At 54.0% G+C, this 16,145-nt stretch carries 15 protein-coding genes and 1 pseudogene; 4 read left to right on the top strand and 12 right to left on the bottom strand.

Features of this window, described 5'->3' with window-relative positions:
- Positions 1–203: 203 nt before the first annotated feature.
- The 4 genes and pseudogenes from MEFOE_RS14110 to MEFOE_RS07825 form a co-directional block, all read right to left on the bottom strand.
- Positions 204–374, bottom strand: coding sequence for a hypothetical protein (locus MEFOE_RS14110; protein WP_162839750.1), 171 nt, complete (start codon positions 372–374; stop codon positions 204–206).
- Positions 375–1,170: 796 nt separating this feature from the next.
- Positions 1,171–2,017 (bottom strand): annotated as a pseudogene (locus MEFOE_RS07835) (transposase); the annotation flags it as partial.
- A gap of 608 nt (positions 2,018–2,625) precedes the next feature.
- On the bottom strand, positions 2,626–3,090 hold the full coding sequence (locus tag MEFOE_RS07830) for a type IV pilin (RefSeq protein WP_067050661.1): 465 nt from the start codon (positions 3,088–3,090) through the stop codon (positions 2,626–2,628).
- Between the two features lie 204 nt (positions 3,091–3,294).
- A complete protein-coding gene (locus MEFOE_RS07825; protein ID WP_067050658.1) occupies positions 3,295–4,152 on the bottom strand; it encodes a DNA-3-methyladenine glycosylase family protein in 858 nt (285 codons plus the stop codon).
- A gap of 134 nt (positions 4,153–4,286) precedes the next feature.
- Here MEFOE_RS07825 and MEFOE_RS07820 point away from each other — a divergent pair, with 134 nt between their 5' ends.
- On the top strand, positions 4,287–4,856 hold the full coding sequence (locus MEFOE_RS07820) for a type IV pilin N-terminal domain-containing protein (RefSeq protein WP_160329514.1): 570 nt from the start codon (positions 4,287–4,289) through the stop codon (positions 4,854–4,856).
- A gap of 5 nt (positions 4,857–4,861) precedes the next feature.
- On the top strand, positions 4,862–5,431 hold the full coding sequence (locus tag MEFOE_RS07815; RefSeq protein ID WP_083523387.1) for a type IV pilin N-terminal domain-containing protein: 570 nt from the start codon (positions 4,862–4,864) through the stop codon (positions 5,429–5,431).
- Between the two features lie 255 nt (positions 5,432–5,686).
- Here the strand turns inward: MEFOE_RS07815 and MEFOE_RS07810 are convergent, their stop codons facing one another.
- The gene (locus MEFOE_RS07810) at positions 5,687–6,010 is read right to left on the bottom strand and encodes a DUF5658 family protein (RefSeq protein ID WP_067050649.1); all 324 of its coding nucleotides are present in this window, start codon (positions 6,008–6,010) and stop codon (positions 5,687–5,689) included.
- Between the two features lie 1,308 nt (positions 6,011–7,318).
- Here MEFOE_RS07810 and MEFOE_RS07805 point away from each other — a divergent pair.
- Positions 7,319–8,413, top strand: a complete 1,095-nt coding sequence (locus tag MEFOE_RS07805) for an outer membrane protein assembly factor BamB family protein (protein ID WP_160329513.1) — start codon at positions 7,319–7,321, stop codon at positions 8,411–8,413.
- A 238-nt stretch (positions 8,414–8,651) separates the two neighbouring features.
- On the opposite strand, the gene MEFOE_RS13995 is transcribed toward MEFOE_RS07805, so the two are convergent.
- The 7 genes from MEFOE_RS13995 to MEFOE_RS14450 form a co-directional block, all read right to left on the bottom strand.
- Positions 8,652–8,897: a transposase gene (locus MEFOE_RS13995; RefSeq protein ID WP_160329512.1), complete on the bottom strand. Its 246-nt coding sequence runs from the start codon at positions 8,895–8,897 to the stop codon at positions 8,652–8,654.
- Positions 8,898–9,328: 431 nt separating this feature from the next.
- Positions 9,329–10,186, bottom strand: a complete 858-nt coding sequence (locus MEFOE_RS14455; RefSeq protein WP_067050639.1) for a type IV pilin — start codon at positions 10,184–10,186, stop codon at positions 9,329–9,331.
- Positions 10,187–10,244: 58 nt separating this feature from the next.
- Entirely contained in the window at positions 10,245–10,778 is a 534-nt protein-coding gene (locus tag MEFOE_RS14210; RefSeq protein ID WP_067050636.1) for a type IV pilin N-terminal domain-containing protein, read from the bottom strand.
- On the bottom strand, positions 10,775–11,344 hold the full coding sequence (locus tag MEFOE_RS07785; RefSeq protein ID WP_067050632.1) for a type IV pilin N-terminal domain-containing protein: 570 nt from the start codon (positions 11,342–11,344) through the stop codon (positions 10,775–10,777). Before MEFOE_RS07785 ends, MEFOE_RS14210 begins: the two co-directional genes overlap by 4 nt.
- A 31-nt stretch (positions 11,345–11,375) precedes the next feature.
- Entirely contained in the window at positions 11,376–11,882 is a 507-nt protein-coding gene (locus MEFOE_RS14205) for a type IV pilin (RefSeq protein ID WP_067050629.1), read from the bottom strand.
- Positions 11,879–12,415, bottom strand: a complete 537-nt coding sequence (locus tag MEFOE_RS14200) for a type IV pilin N-terminal domain-containing protein (RefSeq protein WP_067050626.1) — start codon at positions 12,413–12,415, stop codon at positions 11,879–11,881. Before MEFOE_RS14200 ends, MEFOE_RS14205 begins: the two co-directional genes overlap by 4 nt.
- Positions 12,415–13,035, bottom strand: a complete 621-nt coding sequence (locus tag MEFOE_RS14450; protein WP_235809590.1) for a type IV pilin N-terminal domain-containing protein — start codon at positions 13,033–13,035, stop codon at positions 12,415–12,417. Before MEFOE_RS14450 ends, MEFOE_RS14200 begins: the two co-directional genes overlap by 1 nt.
- Before the next feature lie 725 nt (positions 13,036–13,760).
- On the opposite strand from MEFOE_RS14450, the gene MEFOE_RS07765 reads away from it, so the two are divergent.
- A complete protein-coding gene (locus MEFOE_RS07765) occupies positions 13,761–16,142 on the top strand; it encodes a hypothetical protein (RefSeq protein WP_153015904.1) in 2,382 nt (793 codons plus the stop codon).
- The last annotated feature ends 3 nt before the right edge of the window (positions 16,143–16,145 follow it).

The following is a 16,145-nucleotide window of genomic DNA, read 5'->3' as shown; positions in this document are numbered from 1 at the left end:
AAGATACGTGTATTGAAAAAGGAAAAATTCTGGAGTCTCTGAAGAGGGTATGTTTCAAATAATTCCTGTTTCAAACACGGAACAAATCGTTCAAGGACGTTCCCCCAAAGAGGATCTGTGTTCTCGATACTTCTGGCCTCAATCGCATGGAGGACAGATCCCCCCTCCGATCAGGTCTGATCGAAACACGTTATGATGCGCGTTTATTCGATAATCCCCTCCTCTGTCTCATCGCGGAGGTGGTGAAGGTGTTCGTCGAGATTCTTGATATGTGCGGTGAGTTCTTCGAGATCTCTTCCGACATGCTCTATGTCGTCATGCACATGTTCCAGTTCTGCTTTCATATGAGTCACGAGTTCTTCTGTTTCTGTCATGTATCCACCTCTTTCGATCTGAATTATGCAAGGAGATGACTCCCTACACTGTAGTGGTACATGATAAGGGAGTGAAAAATCTCGCCCTAAAAATTTTCTATTCGGGTATAATTTTCGAAAATCCCCTCCGAGAGCGTCCTATCTACGGGAGTGCTCACACGTCTTCGGCCACGCCTCCCACAAGCGACATGATTTCGAGTTTAATGGAAAAAGGGCTCTGTAGAAACCCTTGTACCTGGATCAATGGATCCCCTGATCCCATGAAGAGGTACGCGGATCCATTGCCTTTCTCACGGTCTGGCCGGGGGACTTTTGCCCCCCGGCCCCCGCGCGAGGATTGGGCCTCAAAGGGGCAAACGTGCATTTTGAAGAGGGGTCTTCCCTCCACCTCCCTATCCTCACGGCAGGGGGACAGGGGGGCGGCAACCCCCCGACCAGGCACGTCTGAATAGAACTTTTCTCCCTATCGCTTCAGGAAGTACTTTCCCGCAAAGGTTTACCATGAGGTCATCCCAAAACTCTCGTTCACCCCCCCATCTCTGCATGCAGGGATCGGGAGAGAATATCATGATCGGGTCGATATCTTCCCAAATTCCCTGAAGAATCATGCGAAACCCCCGCCTTCCCCTACCTCTCTGCCGGGGGACTGACGCCCCCTGACCCCCGAAACAGGATAGGGTCGGGGAAGAGAGACCAGAGATCCTGATGAAGGAGATTGCCATCCACCCCCTATCGCAATGAGGGGGGGATCGGGGGGAGGGAGCGATAGCGACCTTGAGAAAATCTCTGATTTTCGGGCTCTGTAGAATTCCTCGATCACCAGACCAATGATCCTTTTTTGGATCGCCTTGGTGATGTTGTGGAGTATGATTTTGATCTTGATCTCCTTGACCTGTGAGTAATACTTTCTCGCCTTCAGACTCTCTCCGAATCTTCTTTTGAGAACTGAGAAGGCCGTTTCGACCTTATTTCTCTGATGATATTTCTCTCGATCGAACTCGTCGAACATCTCCTGTCGATAGTGTCTGGAGTAAATCTTTTCCTTCCATTTTCTGACAGGGATAAGAGAATCCGCTCCTATCTCTTCTCTGATCTTTTGGTGGAGTGTTTCGGAGTCGTATCCTCGATCCATGCAGTAACATTCTGTTTTTCTTGTTCTGGTACATTGATGAATGAAATGATGATCTGCTTTGCCGTATCAACTGCAATCGAGGTATTCAGGAAGTTTTTCCGCGTTTTTCCCGTCCTCCAGGAATAATACTGACTTGCGTACGAACTGGTGAACCCCGATGAATCAATCGCTGTTATGGGGATAATATCTCCTCGTGAATAAAATATCTCCAGAGTTTTCTTGAGGATTCTGGTGAAGATTATTGATGGTACCCTCTGGCTAAATTTGTGGAGGGTCGTGTAGTGCGGAACCTGATCCAGCGGAGAATTTCTTTGATTCTGTCCATTAGATCGACGAGTTGGACCGTATCGCGGTAGTCCTCTCTGATGATCTCCCGAAAGATGATGAGAGACATCAGTTGAGGTTGAGTATAGGTTCTCCGGGAGTATTTACAGGAATCGAGAGGAATATGGGCGTTTTTGATGACGTTGAGAGCCACTTCAAGAAGATTGATATAGCCATTCGTTGACACTGAGTACTGCTCCTTGCAGTTTGTTTTGTCACTTACACAAGGAGCAACGATTTTATTGATCTTTCCCTTCAGGAGCGAGCACTCGACGGAAGGGTTTCTACAGAGCCGATTTTCGAGTGAAACCCCCCGGACAAGACGCCAGAACTGGATTTTTCAGAACCGAATGTGAGTCCTTTCATCGGCGTGAATGAAGGTTCGGATCAGTTTGGAGACGACCTCCATGAAAATGATCCCGGAGAACGTCTCTCCTGGTTTGCATGAGGATGTGATCTTACCGATCCCTCATGCCGGGGATGCAGAAGGCAGACCCACCTTTAGACCAATGGGCCCTCTGCCTTCCTGACCCTATCGCACTGCGGGGATCCGGGGGCAACGAGAAGACCGAAGGTCTTCGAGGTAGTCCCCGGCGCGAGCGTAGAGGAAGGCACGTCGATCAGCTCATTCCCCAGAACAATTTTCATGGGGTATGCGTGAACCCGGCGTTCATGCTCAACTCTACAGAGCCGGATTTTCTGAAATCCTGGGCATAATAGGCAAAGTGGTGGAGAAAAAGGGAGAGGAGAGAGCACAAGATGGGGTTATGCAACACGGCACGAGGCTGAAAAACCTTAACCGCCTCCCGCCTCCGGGGGAGGGGCAGTCACTCCCGAAAATACGACGCCCCTTTTGCTCACCAGGCGGACAATCTCACCGCCCTTAAACGTGATGTCGCCAGGTTGAACATTAATTCTATCCCCGATATCGAACGAATTGCTATCCGATGGGTTGCCATTCAGGTCAACCAGTTTAAACGAATCGTCAGATGATGGTATGGAGTAGGTCCGTTTATCCTTTATGATAACGACCTGGAGATCGGATCTCTTAATCCAGTCCCCTCCTTTGTGCCACAACGTAACGTTCTCACAGGAATTGTTCATCGTGATATCCACCCAGGGACTTCTCTCAGAGGGAAGGAAATCGAGCAGCGTCAGAGAAAAAAGGGAGACCAGCAGCAGGGCAAGCACGATCATCAGCATCTCGCCGATGACCGGGGACACTGCAGATTCATCAAGATGATGATCCTTTGCATTCATGAATAGATTGTTGTTTGCATTTGGTATATTTGATAATTATCAATTAAATTTTACAATGCGGCGGCGGCGTATTCAGGCAGGATGAGCCGCGGCGCGCATCGCCCGGGCAGGTACGGGGCCCTTTTCATGCGACGGGGGATTGTACCTCGCCCGTGTGCGGCACGGCCAACCCGGGGGCTAGACATCATAAGGCCGTGCAAACGCTCACAGAGAGTGACGTGACGCAAAGAGATATTCCAGTACGTACCCGGAATATTCACCGAAATGGTTACTCGCGTATTCCTGGATGAATTTATCCATCTTCGCATACGGTGCCCTGCCGAAGTGGACATGTGAGAGATACAGTCTCCGAATAATATCCCGGATATGCGAATCGACAGGAAACAATTCATATCGTCCGAATGCGAAAAGCAGGATCCATTCGGCAACAAGCGGTTTGACCCCCTTAAATTCCGTTAAGAGAGATCTTGCATCTTCCACATCCATATGCGCGACCTCCTGCGCCCACAACGGGTTGTCAACGACTTTTTTTGCGGCAAGGAAGATATTCTCCGCTTTGTAGCCGAGATTACATGATTTCAGCGCGGGAAGGCCCCTTTCAACAATCGTCCCGGCATCCGGAAACGTATAAAAAGTACGGCCGTCAAGTTCGATTTTATCGCCCAATTTCCGGGAGATCCGGGTGAAACTATCCACCCCGGGGACAACACGCGCTTTATTTATCGACAGTTGAAAACAGACGCATTCCCAGGGGTCCTGATGGATAATTCTCAAGCCATGATTTTCCCGGATTGCCTGACTGAGGTACTGGTCCCCGGCAAAGGCGTCATAGAAGCCCAGGAGATTGTAGTCCCAGGAAAAGTAATTCTCGAAGAATTTTTCGGAACAGCCTGAAAAACAGACCTGATCTCCGGTCTGCCGCGTCTTGATCACGGAGTCGCCGACAACTCCATACCACCAGTCGCCGATCTGCTCCCAGCGCGGAGCCTGTCCGCAGGCAACGGTGTGAGTTACATCAAACGGGCAATCCGCCCGGAGTTGTAGCGAACGATACCCATCCATCTCATTTCAGCGTCACCTTCCCTTTGATAAATACATTGATCCCAGGGCAAAACTTAAATTGATTATTAACAAATAGAATTTATCTGGGTTTTGATCACGGAGCACCAGGATATGCATGCATGTTGAGGACCAGTATGAACAGCAGATGGGAAGATGCCGTATCCCCGGTTATCGGCGTCATGCTGATGCTCGCGATAACAATCATTATTGCAGCAGTCGTGTCGTCATTCGTAAGCGGAGCGTCCACGCAGTTTGAGAAAACACCCCAAGCAAGCCTGCTTGTGTACTGCGACGGATCCGGAGGCGATTTCAACATCATTTTCGAACATCTCAGCGGGGATCCCATCCGTTCCGAAGATCTGAAGGTCACCACCTGGATCAGGGATGAGGACGGTACCGTCACGAAACACGTGCAATCGGACAAGTCCCCTCGTTCGTCCGGCATCACGCCCGGGGTGCGGGTTCCATTCGTCTACGATGCACAGAAGGGGATTGTTCAAGATATGGAGTTCGGGGAGGCCGTCTGGAGACCGGGGATGATTGCAGGCACCGGCAATAAAGCAGCAACTGCAGAGTTTCTGGGTGTGTCAGAAGAGGATCTGGAGAAATTCATAGCATCCGACACACCGGTCGAGATAACAATCGTCCATACCCCAAGCGGGAATATCATCCTTCAGAAAGACTTTGTGCTCGAGGAGGCGTAGGCAGGATGAAGGGATTAAACTCACGCGACGGTGGCATATCCGAAGTCTTCGGGGTCATGCTCATACTTACGATCACGCTCATTGTTGCCTGCGTTGTGACTGTATTTGCAGGCGGATTTTCGCCGGATACAAAAACGGATGCAATATCTGCAAATATCGTCGCTTCCGATCTGTACATGGACAGGGACAATTCCTGCGCATATATATTGTTTGACCACATAAGCGGCGATCCGGTCGATCTGAATGCCGTCGTGATAACACTCGGACGGCGTGATTCAGCAAAAATGACGACCCGCATCACAAACGCGGATCAACCGACGGGATTTGATGAGACCGGGAGCAGACTGACGCATTACCTCAAGAATTACGGAGAAGACAAGAGCACAATAACCGCTGGAGACAGGTTTGTTCTTTATGCCGACGACTGCGATGATGAGGGCATATATTGGCAGAACGAAGATGCCGACGAAAGATTTTCCGTCCGCATGAACGACTACATCACGTACCGGATCGTCGATACCAGGTCGAACAGGCCGATAAGTTCGGGTAAAATACCGGTTTCCAGTACCGGGTGATGAAAGGCACGGAGGTAACAATCACGCCGGGAGGAGATGCCCAGAGGCGCCCCACGTTCGACGCCGCTCCACCCCGGTGCGCTGCTTTCCACGGCCCACCTGAAAGTGCAGGACATTACCCGACCACAGACTGCAATATCGGATCTTCCGGGGAGGATCTAACTGCTGCCTTTTTTTGGGGAGTTTTTCCTGGAAAATTACCTCGCCGGACGTGCGGGCACCCATTATATCACAGGTCATCCGTCCTTAACGCCGTCACCCCGGTAGGTGAGGGACAAGGGAACCAAGATTATGGACGACCACGAACGTGAACCATGCACAGAGAAGCATGAGAACCATGATCCTGGCATGAAGGATCCGTACATCCCACCACCTCGCCCACAGGACCATCGCACCAAAAAAGAGAGCCTTCACCCCGATGTGCAGGGGAACGGAATATACAACACTCCCCATCAGTGGATTCAGCTCCATCCCCCCCATAAGCAGGATCCGGGTCGTGGTGACAACATCAAGGAGCAGCAGCACGGCAAAAAGCACGAAGAGATAGAGGTACAGACGGTCGGTTCCGGCATCTGTCATGGCGCTTCCCTGTTTAACATTTCACGATCATGTGAACTACCCCGTCCTAAGGGCGTGGCTTCCTGCTTCAAGGACTTTGCCCCGGAAGAGGCCTTAAAGGTATCCATAGGCGTAGATTATCCGGTTTGAGCAGTTCCTGCCCTACAGCGAGCGAGGGTTCGATTGCTCCGTTCTTGCAACATGACAACAAAGACTTACCCATAAACAAGAAAAAGATATCGCCAGTAGAATATCAGAAGGGTAGCAGAGCGTTCATCCCCGCACCTGTTGGCCATGGTCTTCCCACTCCGCCCCTTCACCCCCGCAAGATAAATCAGGATCGGATCCGCAGGCCGATGGAACCCTCAGATCATCCCTCAGAGCGCGGCGGCCACGCCGGCGCCGGGTTGAACGCCCTCCGGAACTCTTCCGCCCGGTATCGCCAAGGGCGCAGGAGATCGTAGGGGGGCACCGATCCCTCCGGGTGCGTCACCGGGCAGATGACATGGACCGAAACGGTGGGGACGACCCGTTCCGGGTGTGGTAACTGCCATTGCGGCGTGGTGTTCCGGGCAGTGCTGAATACGGCGAGGGGAAATTGGTGGTCCGTTCCGGGCGACCGACAGCCGCACCGGGGAGCATTTTCTTTCCGTTACCGGTCTCGGAGCAGCGGCCGGCAGAGATCATAAACTTAAAATAATTTGATATATAACAATAAAATTTGTCCATGCGCCGGCACGGCATCGCTCTCCCGAGACACCCACTAACGTCCAAGCGGTCCTCCCGAACCAAGATGCCGGTATGGACGGCCCGGCGGGGTGGTTGGCCGCATCGCACGCCCCTCAAGTCCGCGGCGCATCTCCGGATACGCCGGGAACTGCACCCGCTCCCACCCGGACCAGCATGCCGGAACACGTAGTATGGAGGAAAAACACTATGAAAAACACATTGCTGCCGGTACTGGCAGCGTTCATGGTGCTGGCGCTCTTCGCGCCGGCGGTAGCGGCAGGAGACTATTCGGACAATCCGCAGTTCATGTCGTTCAACAGTCCAGAAAAATTGTCTCTGGAGACATCACCCGATGGTGGAACCACTGTCTGCAACGCGGAAGCTGCTCCCGTGGTCACCAGGACTGCTGTGAGATCTCTCAGTTCCGAAGACTGGCCGCAGTTTATGCATGATGCGGCAAACACAGGGTATTCTCCGTGTGATAACATCCCGGCCGATTGTTCTGTGGTGAACTCCACCAGCAGCCTGGGTATCGATGTCATAGGTACAATAAACCCCGTGGTCTTTAAAGATGCCTCAGGGCATAAGAAGATACTTGTGATGACCGGATACGCCGGGTTCGAGGAACCGGAAGGACTTACGAAGGTCAACCTGACCTGCATCGACTGGTACAATGGTCAGCTGTCCGTCGACTGGGTTCAGGATCTGCCACGTACGAATATATCTTCCGGTTATTATTCCAACTCCTGGTCCTCGGCGGCAACCGACGGAACATATGCGTATGCATCGTCCGACAACAAGACGATCTGCGTACGGGTTTCGGATGGTCAGTTGATGTGGACCTTTACGATGTATCATGACAACTGCAACGGCGGACCGACGGTCACCGACGATTACGTCTTCTGCAGTGACTGGGGCGGCAATTACTACTGCCTTTACAAGAACAACGGCACCATGAAGTGGGTCTTCAACAACGCGGATACGTGGGACTATGATATGACAAATTCCCAGGCAACGCCGGCATTCGACCCGACCGAGGGTGACGAAGGAAAGATCTACGTCACGGGATGGGGCTATGATAATGTCACCCAGCACACAGGTTACCTGTACAAGGTGGATGTTGCCGCAGGCACGGAAGACTGGAGTTATGGCGTAGGGGATTCCGAATCGTTCTGCGGTTCCGTGTCGGTCGATGACGACTGTATCTTTGTTGCATCGTACAGTTTCGGGAGCAACGGGAAATTGTATAAGATCAGCAAAGACGGGTCGTCCGTCACCAGCCAGTCCATCGAGCGTACCGATGCCACACCGTCCATCGATAAAGCACGCGACCGCGTCTATGTATCCGGCGGGTGGAACGGCGGAATCTATGGAAGCGCGACTCCCGGTGTCAGGTGTTACAGTTCTTCAAACCTGAACCTGCTCTGGAGTCGTCTCAATGCTAATATGGGCGGATGGACATGCTCGGTAGCCATCGCAGACGAAGATGCGGATGGAGAACCGGTCGTCTTTGCCGGAAGGGAAACGGGCAATAACAATTATCCCTCGTACTGCTATAACACCACGTATGCGCTCTATGATGCCTATAATGGTGGTACAAGCTGGAGTTATCCGGCAGGAGGAGCGACCGCGGCCATTGCATGGGATGAAGTTTACACCGTCGATCATGAAGGTGATCTCTGCATATTCAGCTGAACATGCAGGCTTCACGGAAGGGGGATGGCGGAGTCAGGAGTCATCCCCCTCCCCATGTAAATGTGGGCAGGGGGGTTACCCACCCCGCCATTCCTTTGAATTCACTGTCGTCCGGGTCTCGTGATCACGTAAGATCGAGTTCCATTCGCACCGTCGCGGGTTTTTGTCTTAAAAAGATCACCAGCCACCTTCTCCGGGCGATGAGACCCCCATAGAATCTAAGGTTGACCCGGAGATATCAGAGCAACCGGAGCATTTTATGGGCGAGGGCTACAATTGCTTTGAGGTAGCTGATTCTCCGCTTTAACCGAACAGAGTCTCGGTGCAATGCTGATCGGAGCAGGTCGAGGATGATCGCCTGGGACACTCCCTTCTCGCGGGGTTCAAGGTGATACCGGTGAACCGCCGATTTCGTACCGTATTTCGCCGGAACGTCGTGCCGGATGCGTTCGGTGGCCAGGACGTACAGGATGCCGTCGAACACCTGGAGAACGCAGAGACGTTCTCCTGCCAGGAAAATCGGAGATTTTCCGTGGGCCGCGGAGGTCACACCGCGGTCGGCCGATGTGCGACTTTGTGAGCGGGATGTAGTTCTGGACAATTGCCCGGAGACAATCGTCAATTTTCCAGAGAGCCACATCTCTTAGTATTATCCAAGAGTCCTTATAATCGTGGGACGACCACGTAGAGAGGTCGGTCTCAAAATAGTTTGCGAACCTTTGGCGCACTTCGATGGGCTGCAGCAGAGGTTAGAAGGAGGAAATGGCTTTTACCCTGCACCCGCACCTCCGGTGCTCAAGTTCCGCTCCTACGGGACATCGCATATCGCCGCGCGGGGAACGACTGCCGGTACGGCAGGAGTTTGAAAAGACCGGGGAGGTGCACCCGCCGGAACGGCGGGTGCATGAGGCATCGCTAGATAGGATATCCCCCTCCCTCTGCATCCGGGAAGTTAAGGTCTCCCTGTGCAAGAATCTGTCCGGACGGCTTGTGGGAAAGAGTCCACTTGACGCCCGTACCGGATTCAATACCCATACTCTCGGAATGGCCGTGGTTCGTGCATGCAATCGCCCAGTTGTCTCCCGTTGTGTCGTCTGTGTATATCTTGAACTGGTCTCCCGTGCGTATGATCGTGTCATCCGGCGTCTCGGGACTTATCTTGACGAAGTAGCCAGAGTGCGGGCAGTTCTTCAGTTGCTCCATCAGCTCATCCAGCGTGGGTGCCGCATCATCGGGGCGATCGCGATAGGTGATCGTCATACGTGTGACGGTCCGGGGGCCCCGCGGTGAGTCGAATGTATCCCCTACTTTATACTTTGGTTCAAACGGCTCCGTCTGCTGCACCTGTACCCTCGTTGAGTCATAGTCGACCATAATACCCAGGTCTCCCGTGCTGAATTCCATCTGGAGATCTTTGAGGTCGATCGGATCCCCTCCCCGATGAGTGAAGGTCAGTCCGTGCTGGTCGGTCACCGTTGATGGCAGGCGTACTACGTAGCTAGCATCCCGCAACCACACCTCTGGCCGATTTGGATAATTATCATACTTTGCATACGTTTTAATATCAATCAATTCTCCCGGTGTTGCGCTCGAATCGAAATCAAGCACCGGTCCCGATAGCACAACATCCGGCCCGGTCTTCTTGTCGAGCCCCATGTCCCCGGCAAACCCGGAGACCACCGCCGCGATGATGACGGTCACCACGATCATCAGCATCACCCCGACGACCGGCGAGACCGCCTCTGTTTCGTGATTGCCCTTTGTCTTTTTCATCTGATCATCCTCCTGAAAGATCGAAATCCCGATTAAAGAATAACCGGAAAAGGCCCGTCTACTTCAGCACGAACTCCCCCGTCTGGATCGCCTTCGCACTCTCCTTATCAAGGATCATGTACCTGATGTGGCCGTAGTACGGGATTGTGAAGTTCGCCGCCGCATCGGCGGGCTTGAATACAAATGCCTTGTTTGTAGCATCGTTTCTGTCGCAGGTCAGGACGAGCCGGTCGCCGCCGGTGATGAAACCGTCCGCGTCGCCGCCCATCTCGGAGAGGTATTCAAGATCGGAATAACCAGTCATATTGTCGAGGTTCGAGAGGATGATGCTCCTGTCGTTGTATTCGAGCTGGACGAGGATCTCGTTGAGCATCAGTTCGTCGCCGCCGGTCTGATGGAACGCGATCGTGCCGTTGCCGTTGAGATTCGGGTGGATGGTGAACGCCGCATTCGGCACCTTGCTCTCCGAAGAGGTCATTCCCCCTGCATACCCGGATACGACCGCTGCGATGATGACGGTCACGACGATCATCAGCATCACCCCGATAACGGGCGATACCGCATCTTCGTTCATCATGGCAATTCTCTTCATTGTACCCTCACATCCTGGTCAAATACCGCCTTCTGGGAGGTTGTGTCCACGATCTTTATACTGAGAATGTCCCCGATCTTGACACCAGACGCATCAAGCCCGGTTATCGCCTTGAAACCCGCCGCGTTGCCGGTTGTGAGAATCTGCCCGGGGTTCCAGATGAAGTTGCCGTAGTTCGTGGCGTCGTCTCCCACGTCCCCTACCTTCACGTCGGTCAGGTACGGGATCTTTGCGCTTACCGTCTCTCCCCGCGAGTTGGTAAACCCTGCCGCCGAAACACCCTGCGTCCTCTTCTGGACCGGAGTGCCAGCTGAGTCCACATAGCTGACGTAGAACCTCAGGTCGGCCGTCTTGAGCGAATCTCCCGAGACGTGCTTTAAGGTCATCACCACATTGTCCACATCCGCTTTCACGATACTGCACTGTATCGCCGCCGCCGGTGCCGCTTTCTGGGTGTCTCCCATGCCGCTGGCAAAGCCCGAAACGATGGCAGCGATGATCACGGTCACGACGATCATCAGCATGACGCCGATGACCGGCGAGACCGCATCTTCATTTCTCTCCATTTCCCTCATTTTTTCACCTTGAATCGTTGATTTAGATACTGATCATGCCTGTCGATATGATCTGATTGCTCTCCCGGTCGATGATCGTATACGTCCCGATCTCGTCGGTTGTCAGGTAGAACGCGGGATCATCCCACCCGAGATAGCCGCCGGCAACGCCGGTGCCGTCATTGTCCGCAGGAAGGTAGAACTGGTTGCCCGTAGTGATCTGCAGGTCAGTCGTCAGTGATCGCACGGGACTGACCTTCACCATAGCGCGAGCATCAGTATAGGGGGCATAATAAAATCTCCTTGTATCTTCCCCGTTTGTCAGGACAACGATGACGTCGACCAGATCGATGAAGTCCCCCGATTCGTGGGTGAACAGGAGGCCATCCCCTATTGCCTTACAGGAGATGACTGCGGTCGGCGCCTTTCGGTCGTCATCTGAATAACCGCCGGCAAACGCGGAGACAACAGCTGCGATGATGACGGTCACCACAATCATCAGCATCACCCCGATGACCGGCGATACCGCCTCCTCTTCTTTTATTTTCATATGACCGTCACCTCGGCCGACCATATCACCGTGTTCGTCGGTTTATGCACCACGTTGATCTCGATAGTGTCACCCCTGTCGGGCGTTACCCCGAAAAGAGTGCTCGGGAGGCCAAAAAATTTGTCTCCCGTATGCCAGTACGTGCCGGGTTTGCCGAAATATGTGTCCGTCCCGACAGATCCCTTGGCGAAGAATTGCGCACCGATCTGTGACTCAGTGAATTCATGGGAGATAATGTTTCCGTCGTCGTCCTTGTAGTAGGAGACGATCTTCAAATGTTGCGTGTCGATCGCCTCTCCGCTCTTCATGATCGCCACGACCCTATCACTTGCACCCGGATTGTAGCTTGCAGAAATAAACTGTTTGTATACCTTGAACTCAAACGCGGCCACCGGGACATCCGTCGATGAGTCGGTGAGACCTCCCGCAAATGCCGATACGACGGCCGCAATGATTATCGTCACTACAAGCATCAGCATGACTCCGATGACCGGCGATACGCCGCTCTCGTTCTCCCGAAATGAACAGTTCATCAATAGATCACCTCCCCGCTGAAGATCGTCTTCCCGCTCGGGATGTGGATGATCTCCACCTCGATCAGGTCGTCGCCGACGCTCCGTACGGTAATGACGCTCTCGAGCGACGCCTTATCGATCGTCGTGTAGACGTCGCCCGGCATCATCGTCGAGTTGCCCCAGTACTTGACCGGTTTCCCGTTCGATACCGTGCAGGGATAGCCGTTGTTTGAAATGAACGATCCCGTGCCCGCATTGTAATCGGCCGCATCGTAGTTGTTCGCCGGGACCATCGGGTCGAGCGAACCGTCGGTCGTGTGCTTGCGGACAGGAAGTACCTCTTTACTCAGTTCGTGGGCGCCGCACTTTCCGTATCCATGAAAGTACGTGATGATCTTCAGATCGCCTGTATCCAGCGCGTCGCCGCCGAGATGCGTGAACACCAGCTTCGGGTATGACCCTTCGGTCTTCAGCTGCACGTCGATCTGTGCAACCGGCGTCTCTTTTTGATCGTCGGCAAACCCTCCCGCGAACGCCGACACCGCGGCGGCGACGATGATCGTCACCACAAGCATCAGCATCACGCCGATAACGGGGGAGACCGCCTCCGAATTCAAACTGCTCTGCTTTTCTTTCATACCAGATCCCACCTTCAGGTGCATCGTCGTTTAACAAATAAGTTTGAAAATTAACAAATTAATTTGATTTAAGATGGAACATATGTATACTTGCCGCACCAGATAAATATTTCGAAACACCACACTGCCATTTTTTTGAAAATACCGGGTCTGCCCGACCGGCATTGCCGTACACGGGTACAGCCCCCGCAAAATCCGGCACGACCGACGACCTCCCCCACACGCGTTGCCGGGAGGTCGTCTATATACGGGCGCACCACCCAGCCTCCCGCGCATGCGTCGCCCGGCGTTTCGGCGCAGTAAAAGGCCCCCGTACCCCCAAAGCCCGCTGCCCGGATCCTTCCGGCCATCCCCGGGCCCACGCGGCCCAAACGAGCGCATCACGACCGAACAGTAAATCGAATTGCTAAAAAACAAATATTATTTAGTACATTCCCCAATGCTGATTATAAGTAGGTCGTGGAGCAGTTATGCAGATCAGGATCAGCAACCCACAAACACTGAAAACCCTCGGTATTCTCGTTCTGGCGTACCTCATCATCAGTGCGGTCGCAGCTCCCGTGGCTGCCCGGTACGACTCGCCCGAGGGGTCTAACGCGGGGATACACCCAGGAGATACCGTATTTAACGGGGAGCGGGGACTCAACTTTTCGACGCTTCAGCCCTCGTCCCCCCTCTTGCCGCCCCTCTATCTGGCCTGCGACGACGGGGGGTCCGCCCTTGCGATGCAGACACTGAATGACGGCGCAATTTTAACAGGTCGGGTGAACGTCGCATCCGCATACCTCGACCGGCCGTTCAAACTCTACAACGGCACGTGGGGGTCCGCCATCTGCACCGTATCCCAGCCCACAGGTACCATAGAGGTGCGCGCCGGGACCGCGCTCGGGACGGACGTCGACCCGAAGAAAACCGATACGCGGACGCCTGCAGTCATCCCCGCCACCATGAACGTCCAGTTCAAACTGGACACGACAAACCTCAACAACGGCAACTTCGTCAACCCGTGGTACGAGTACGAACTCAGAACCCCGGGCGGCGTCCCGATCAGCACCGTCACCAACATGGCAGGCAACACCGTATCGCTCGCCGGACTCACCGGCGACCCGTCGGACGACAACAACATCCTTGCATTCAGCATCGCAGACCAGAACCCAAACCCGGAGGAAGGAACCTACGTGATGACGTTCACGGCATACAACGGAAACGATGCCTTTTATACGAAAGATTACCGGTTCGACGTCGTCCGCTACACCCTCGCGGCCTCGGCATCACCCTCGGTCGTCAATGCGGACCAGACCACGACGCTGACCATCACGGGAAAGCCGTACACATACTACACCATCGTGATCGAAGATACCATGGACGGAAAACCCGAACTTCCGGCCACCGGCAACTATGACATCTACGTCAGCAAGTACAACGCGACCGTCCACCCGGACTGGAGCGGAACGGTCCGCGTGCCCCTGTATATCCCTGCCACCGGCGGCGACTCCAGCCACACCACGCGCTCATACTACCCAAAGATCTACGAAACCCGCAACCCGTCCACCTTCACAACGGTGCAGGTCATGGTGGAGCCAGGCGGTTCAACAAAAGAGATCGTGCTCGACGCCTCCAAGTTGAGCAACGACGAATACTACTGTCTGGGGGACACGATACCCGTTACCGGCAGGCTCGGGGCAGCCGCAGCGGACGAGATGGACGTCTACTTTTACATCACCGGGCCCAACCTGGATTCAAACGGTGTAAAGCCATCGAACCCGCAGATAGGGGCGATAGACGGCGACAACAGCACATTTGAATCCGTTCACATCTCTAAAGGCCAGACAGAATTTGAGTACAGGTGGAATACCGGAAATACCGGGCTTACCGACGGAACCTACACCATCTTCGCCACCGTAAATCCGACCGGCTACGCCAGCAGGGCACTGATCGAGACGGACGTGAAGGATTACCGGGAGGTCGATCTCAACCAGCCCTCGATAAACGTCATGTTCCCGCAGGAAGCGCCCGGGTTCTTTGCACAGGGCGATCACATCGTCTCGCTCTGGACGGCGCGCGGCAGCCCGGCAAAGAGCTCATACACCGGTAAAATCCGGTATTACATCTTCGGCAGCAACCTCCGGTACACAGGGATCCAGGAGTTCCCTCTGCCCAAGGTGGACAAGGATGCAACACCAGAACAGCTGAACGCACTTGCAGATAAGGGAGACTACCCGGGGTATTCGGGCCTGAACCTTCCACGCAGTTTCTCGGCGAACCTGAGCAGGGGAGAGTACACCGTGGTATACCAGCACCCCATGAACGACCAGACATTCAATGTCCGGCCAATACAGGGGGATACCTACAGCGGCGACTTAACGACCCTGATTATATCCAGCGGAGAGAGCGTCGACATCTCCGCGCTGCAATCGGCGGATGCCGTCAGCGCGCTGAAGAACGCGATTGCGTCCTCCCTCGTCGACGATAGCCTTGTTACCCAGACCTTTACCGTCGAAAAATCGGTGGTGGACGTCGGTCCCATCCAGGACTATGAGGTCGGTGAGGCGATACCGATAACGGGAACAACGAACCTTGAATGCACCGTATATTACCCGTACAACCAGATCGACCTGCCGGGAGACAGCGTCTCCCTTGCCCTCTACACCGCCGACATGTATTACGCCGGGAAGACCCAGAGCACCAACAGGATCTACAGCGCATCGGCGGTCCCTGCAAAAACGGCGACGGGCGCAGCATCGCGAAAGGTCTCTTTCACGATCCCTGCCGAGAGATCCGCACAGATGACAGCCGGTGATTACGTCGCCGTCATCAAATGCGAGGACATCAAGTACAAGAAGGAGATCCTCTTCACCCTCCACGAAGAGGGCTACAGAAAGGAGCACGGTCTGGCGAGCCCGGTCACGGGAGAAGAATTCAACTCAAACCCTGTAACTCCCGCAAATCCTGTGTGGGTCACGCCAACGGCAACAATGTACGTACCGACCCCCTCCGCGACAGCAACGACACCGTCGTCAGGCCAGGCCATGGGATATGAGACCATATTCTCCGTCTTCTCGGCACTCGCGATCTTCTGTACGCTACTGTACGCAGCACGGAGGTGAAGA

The sequence above is a fragment of the Methanofollis ethanolicus genome (assembly GCF_001571385.1).
GTDB classification, from domain to species: Archaea; Halobacteriota; Methanomicrobia; order Methanomicrobiales; family Methanofollaceae; genus Methanofollis; species Methanofollis ethanolicus.
Note: the sequence above shows the minus strand (reverse complement) of the source record. Positions and strands in the feature narration are given on the sequence as shown.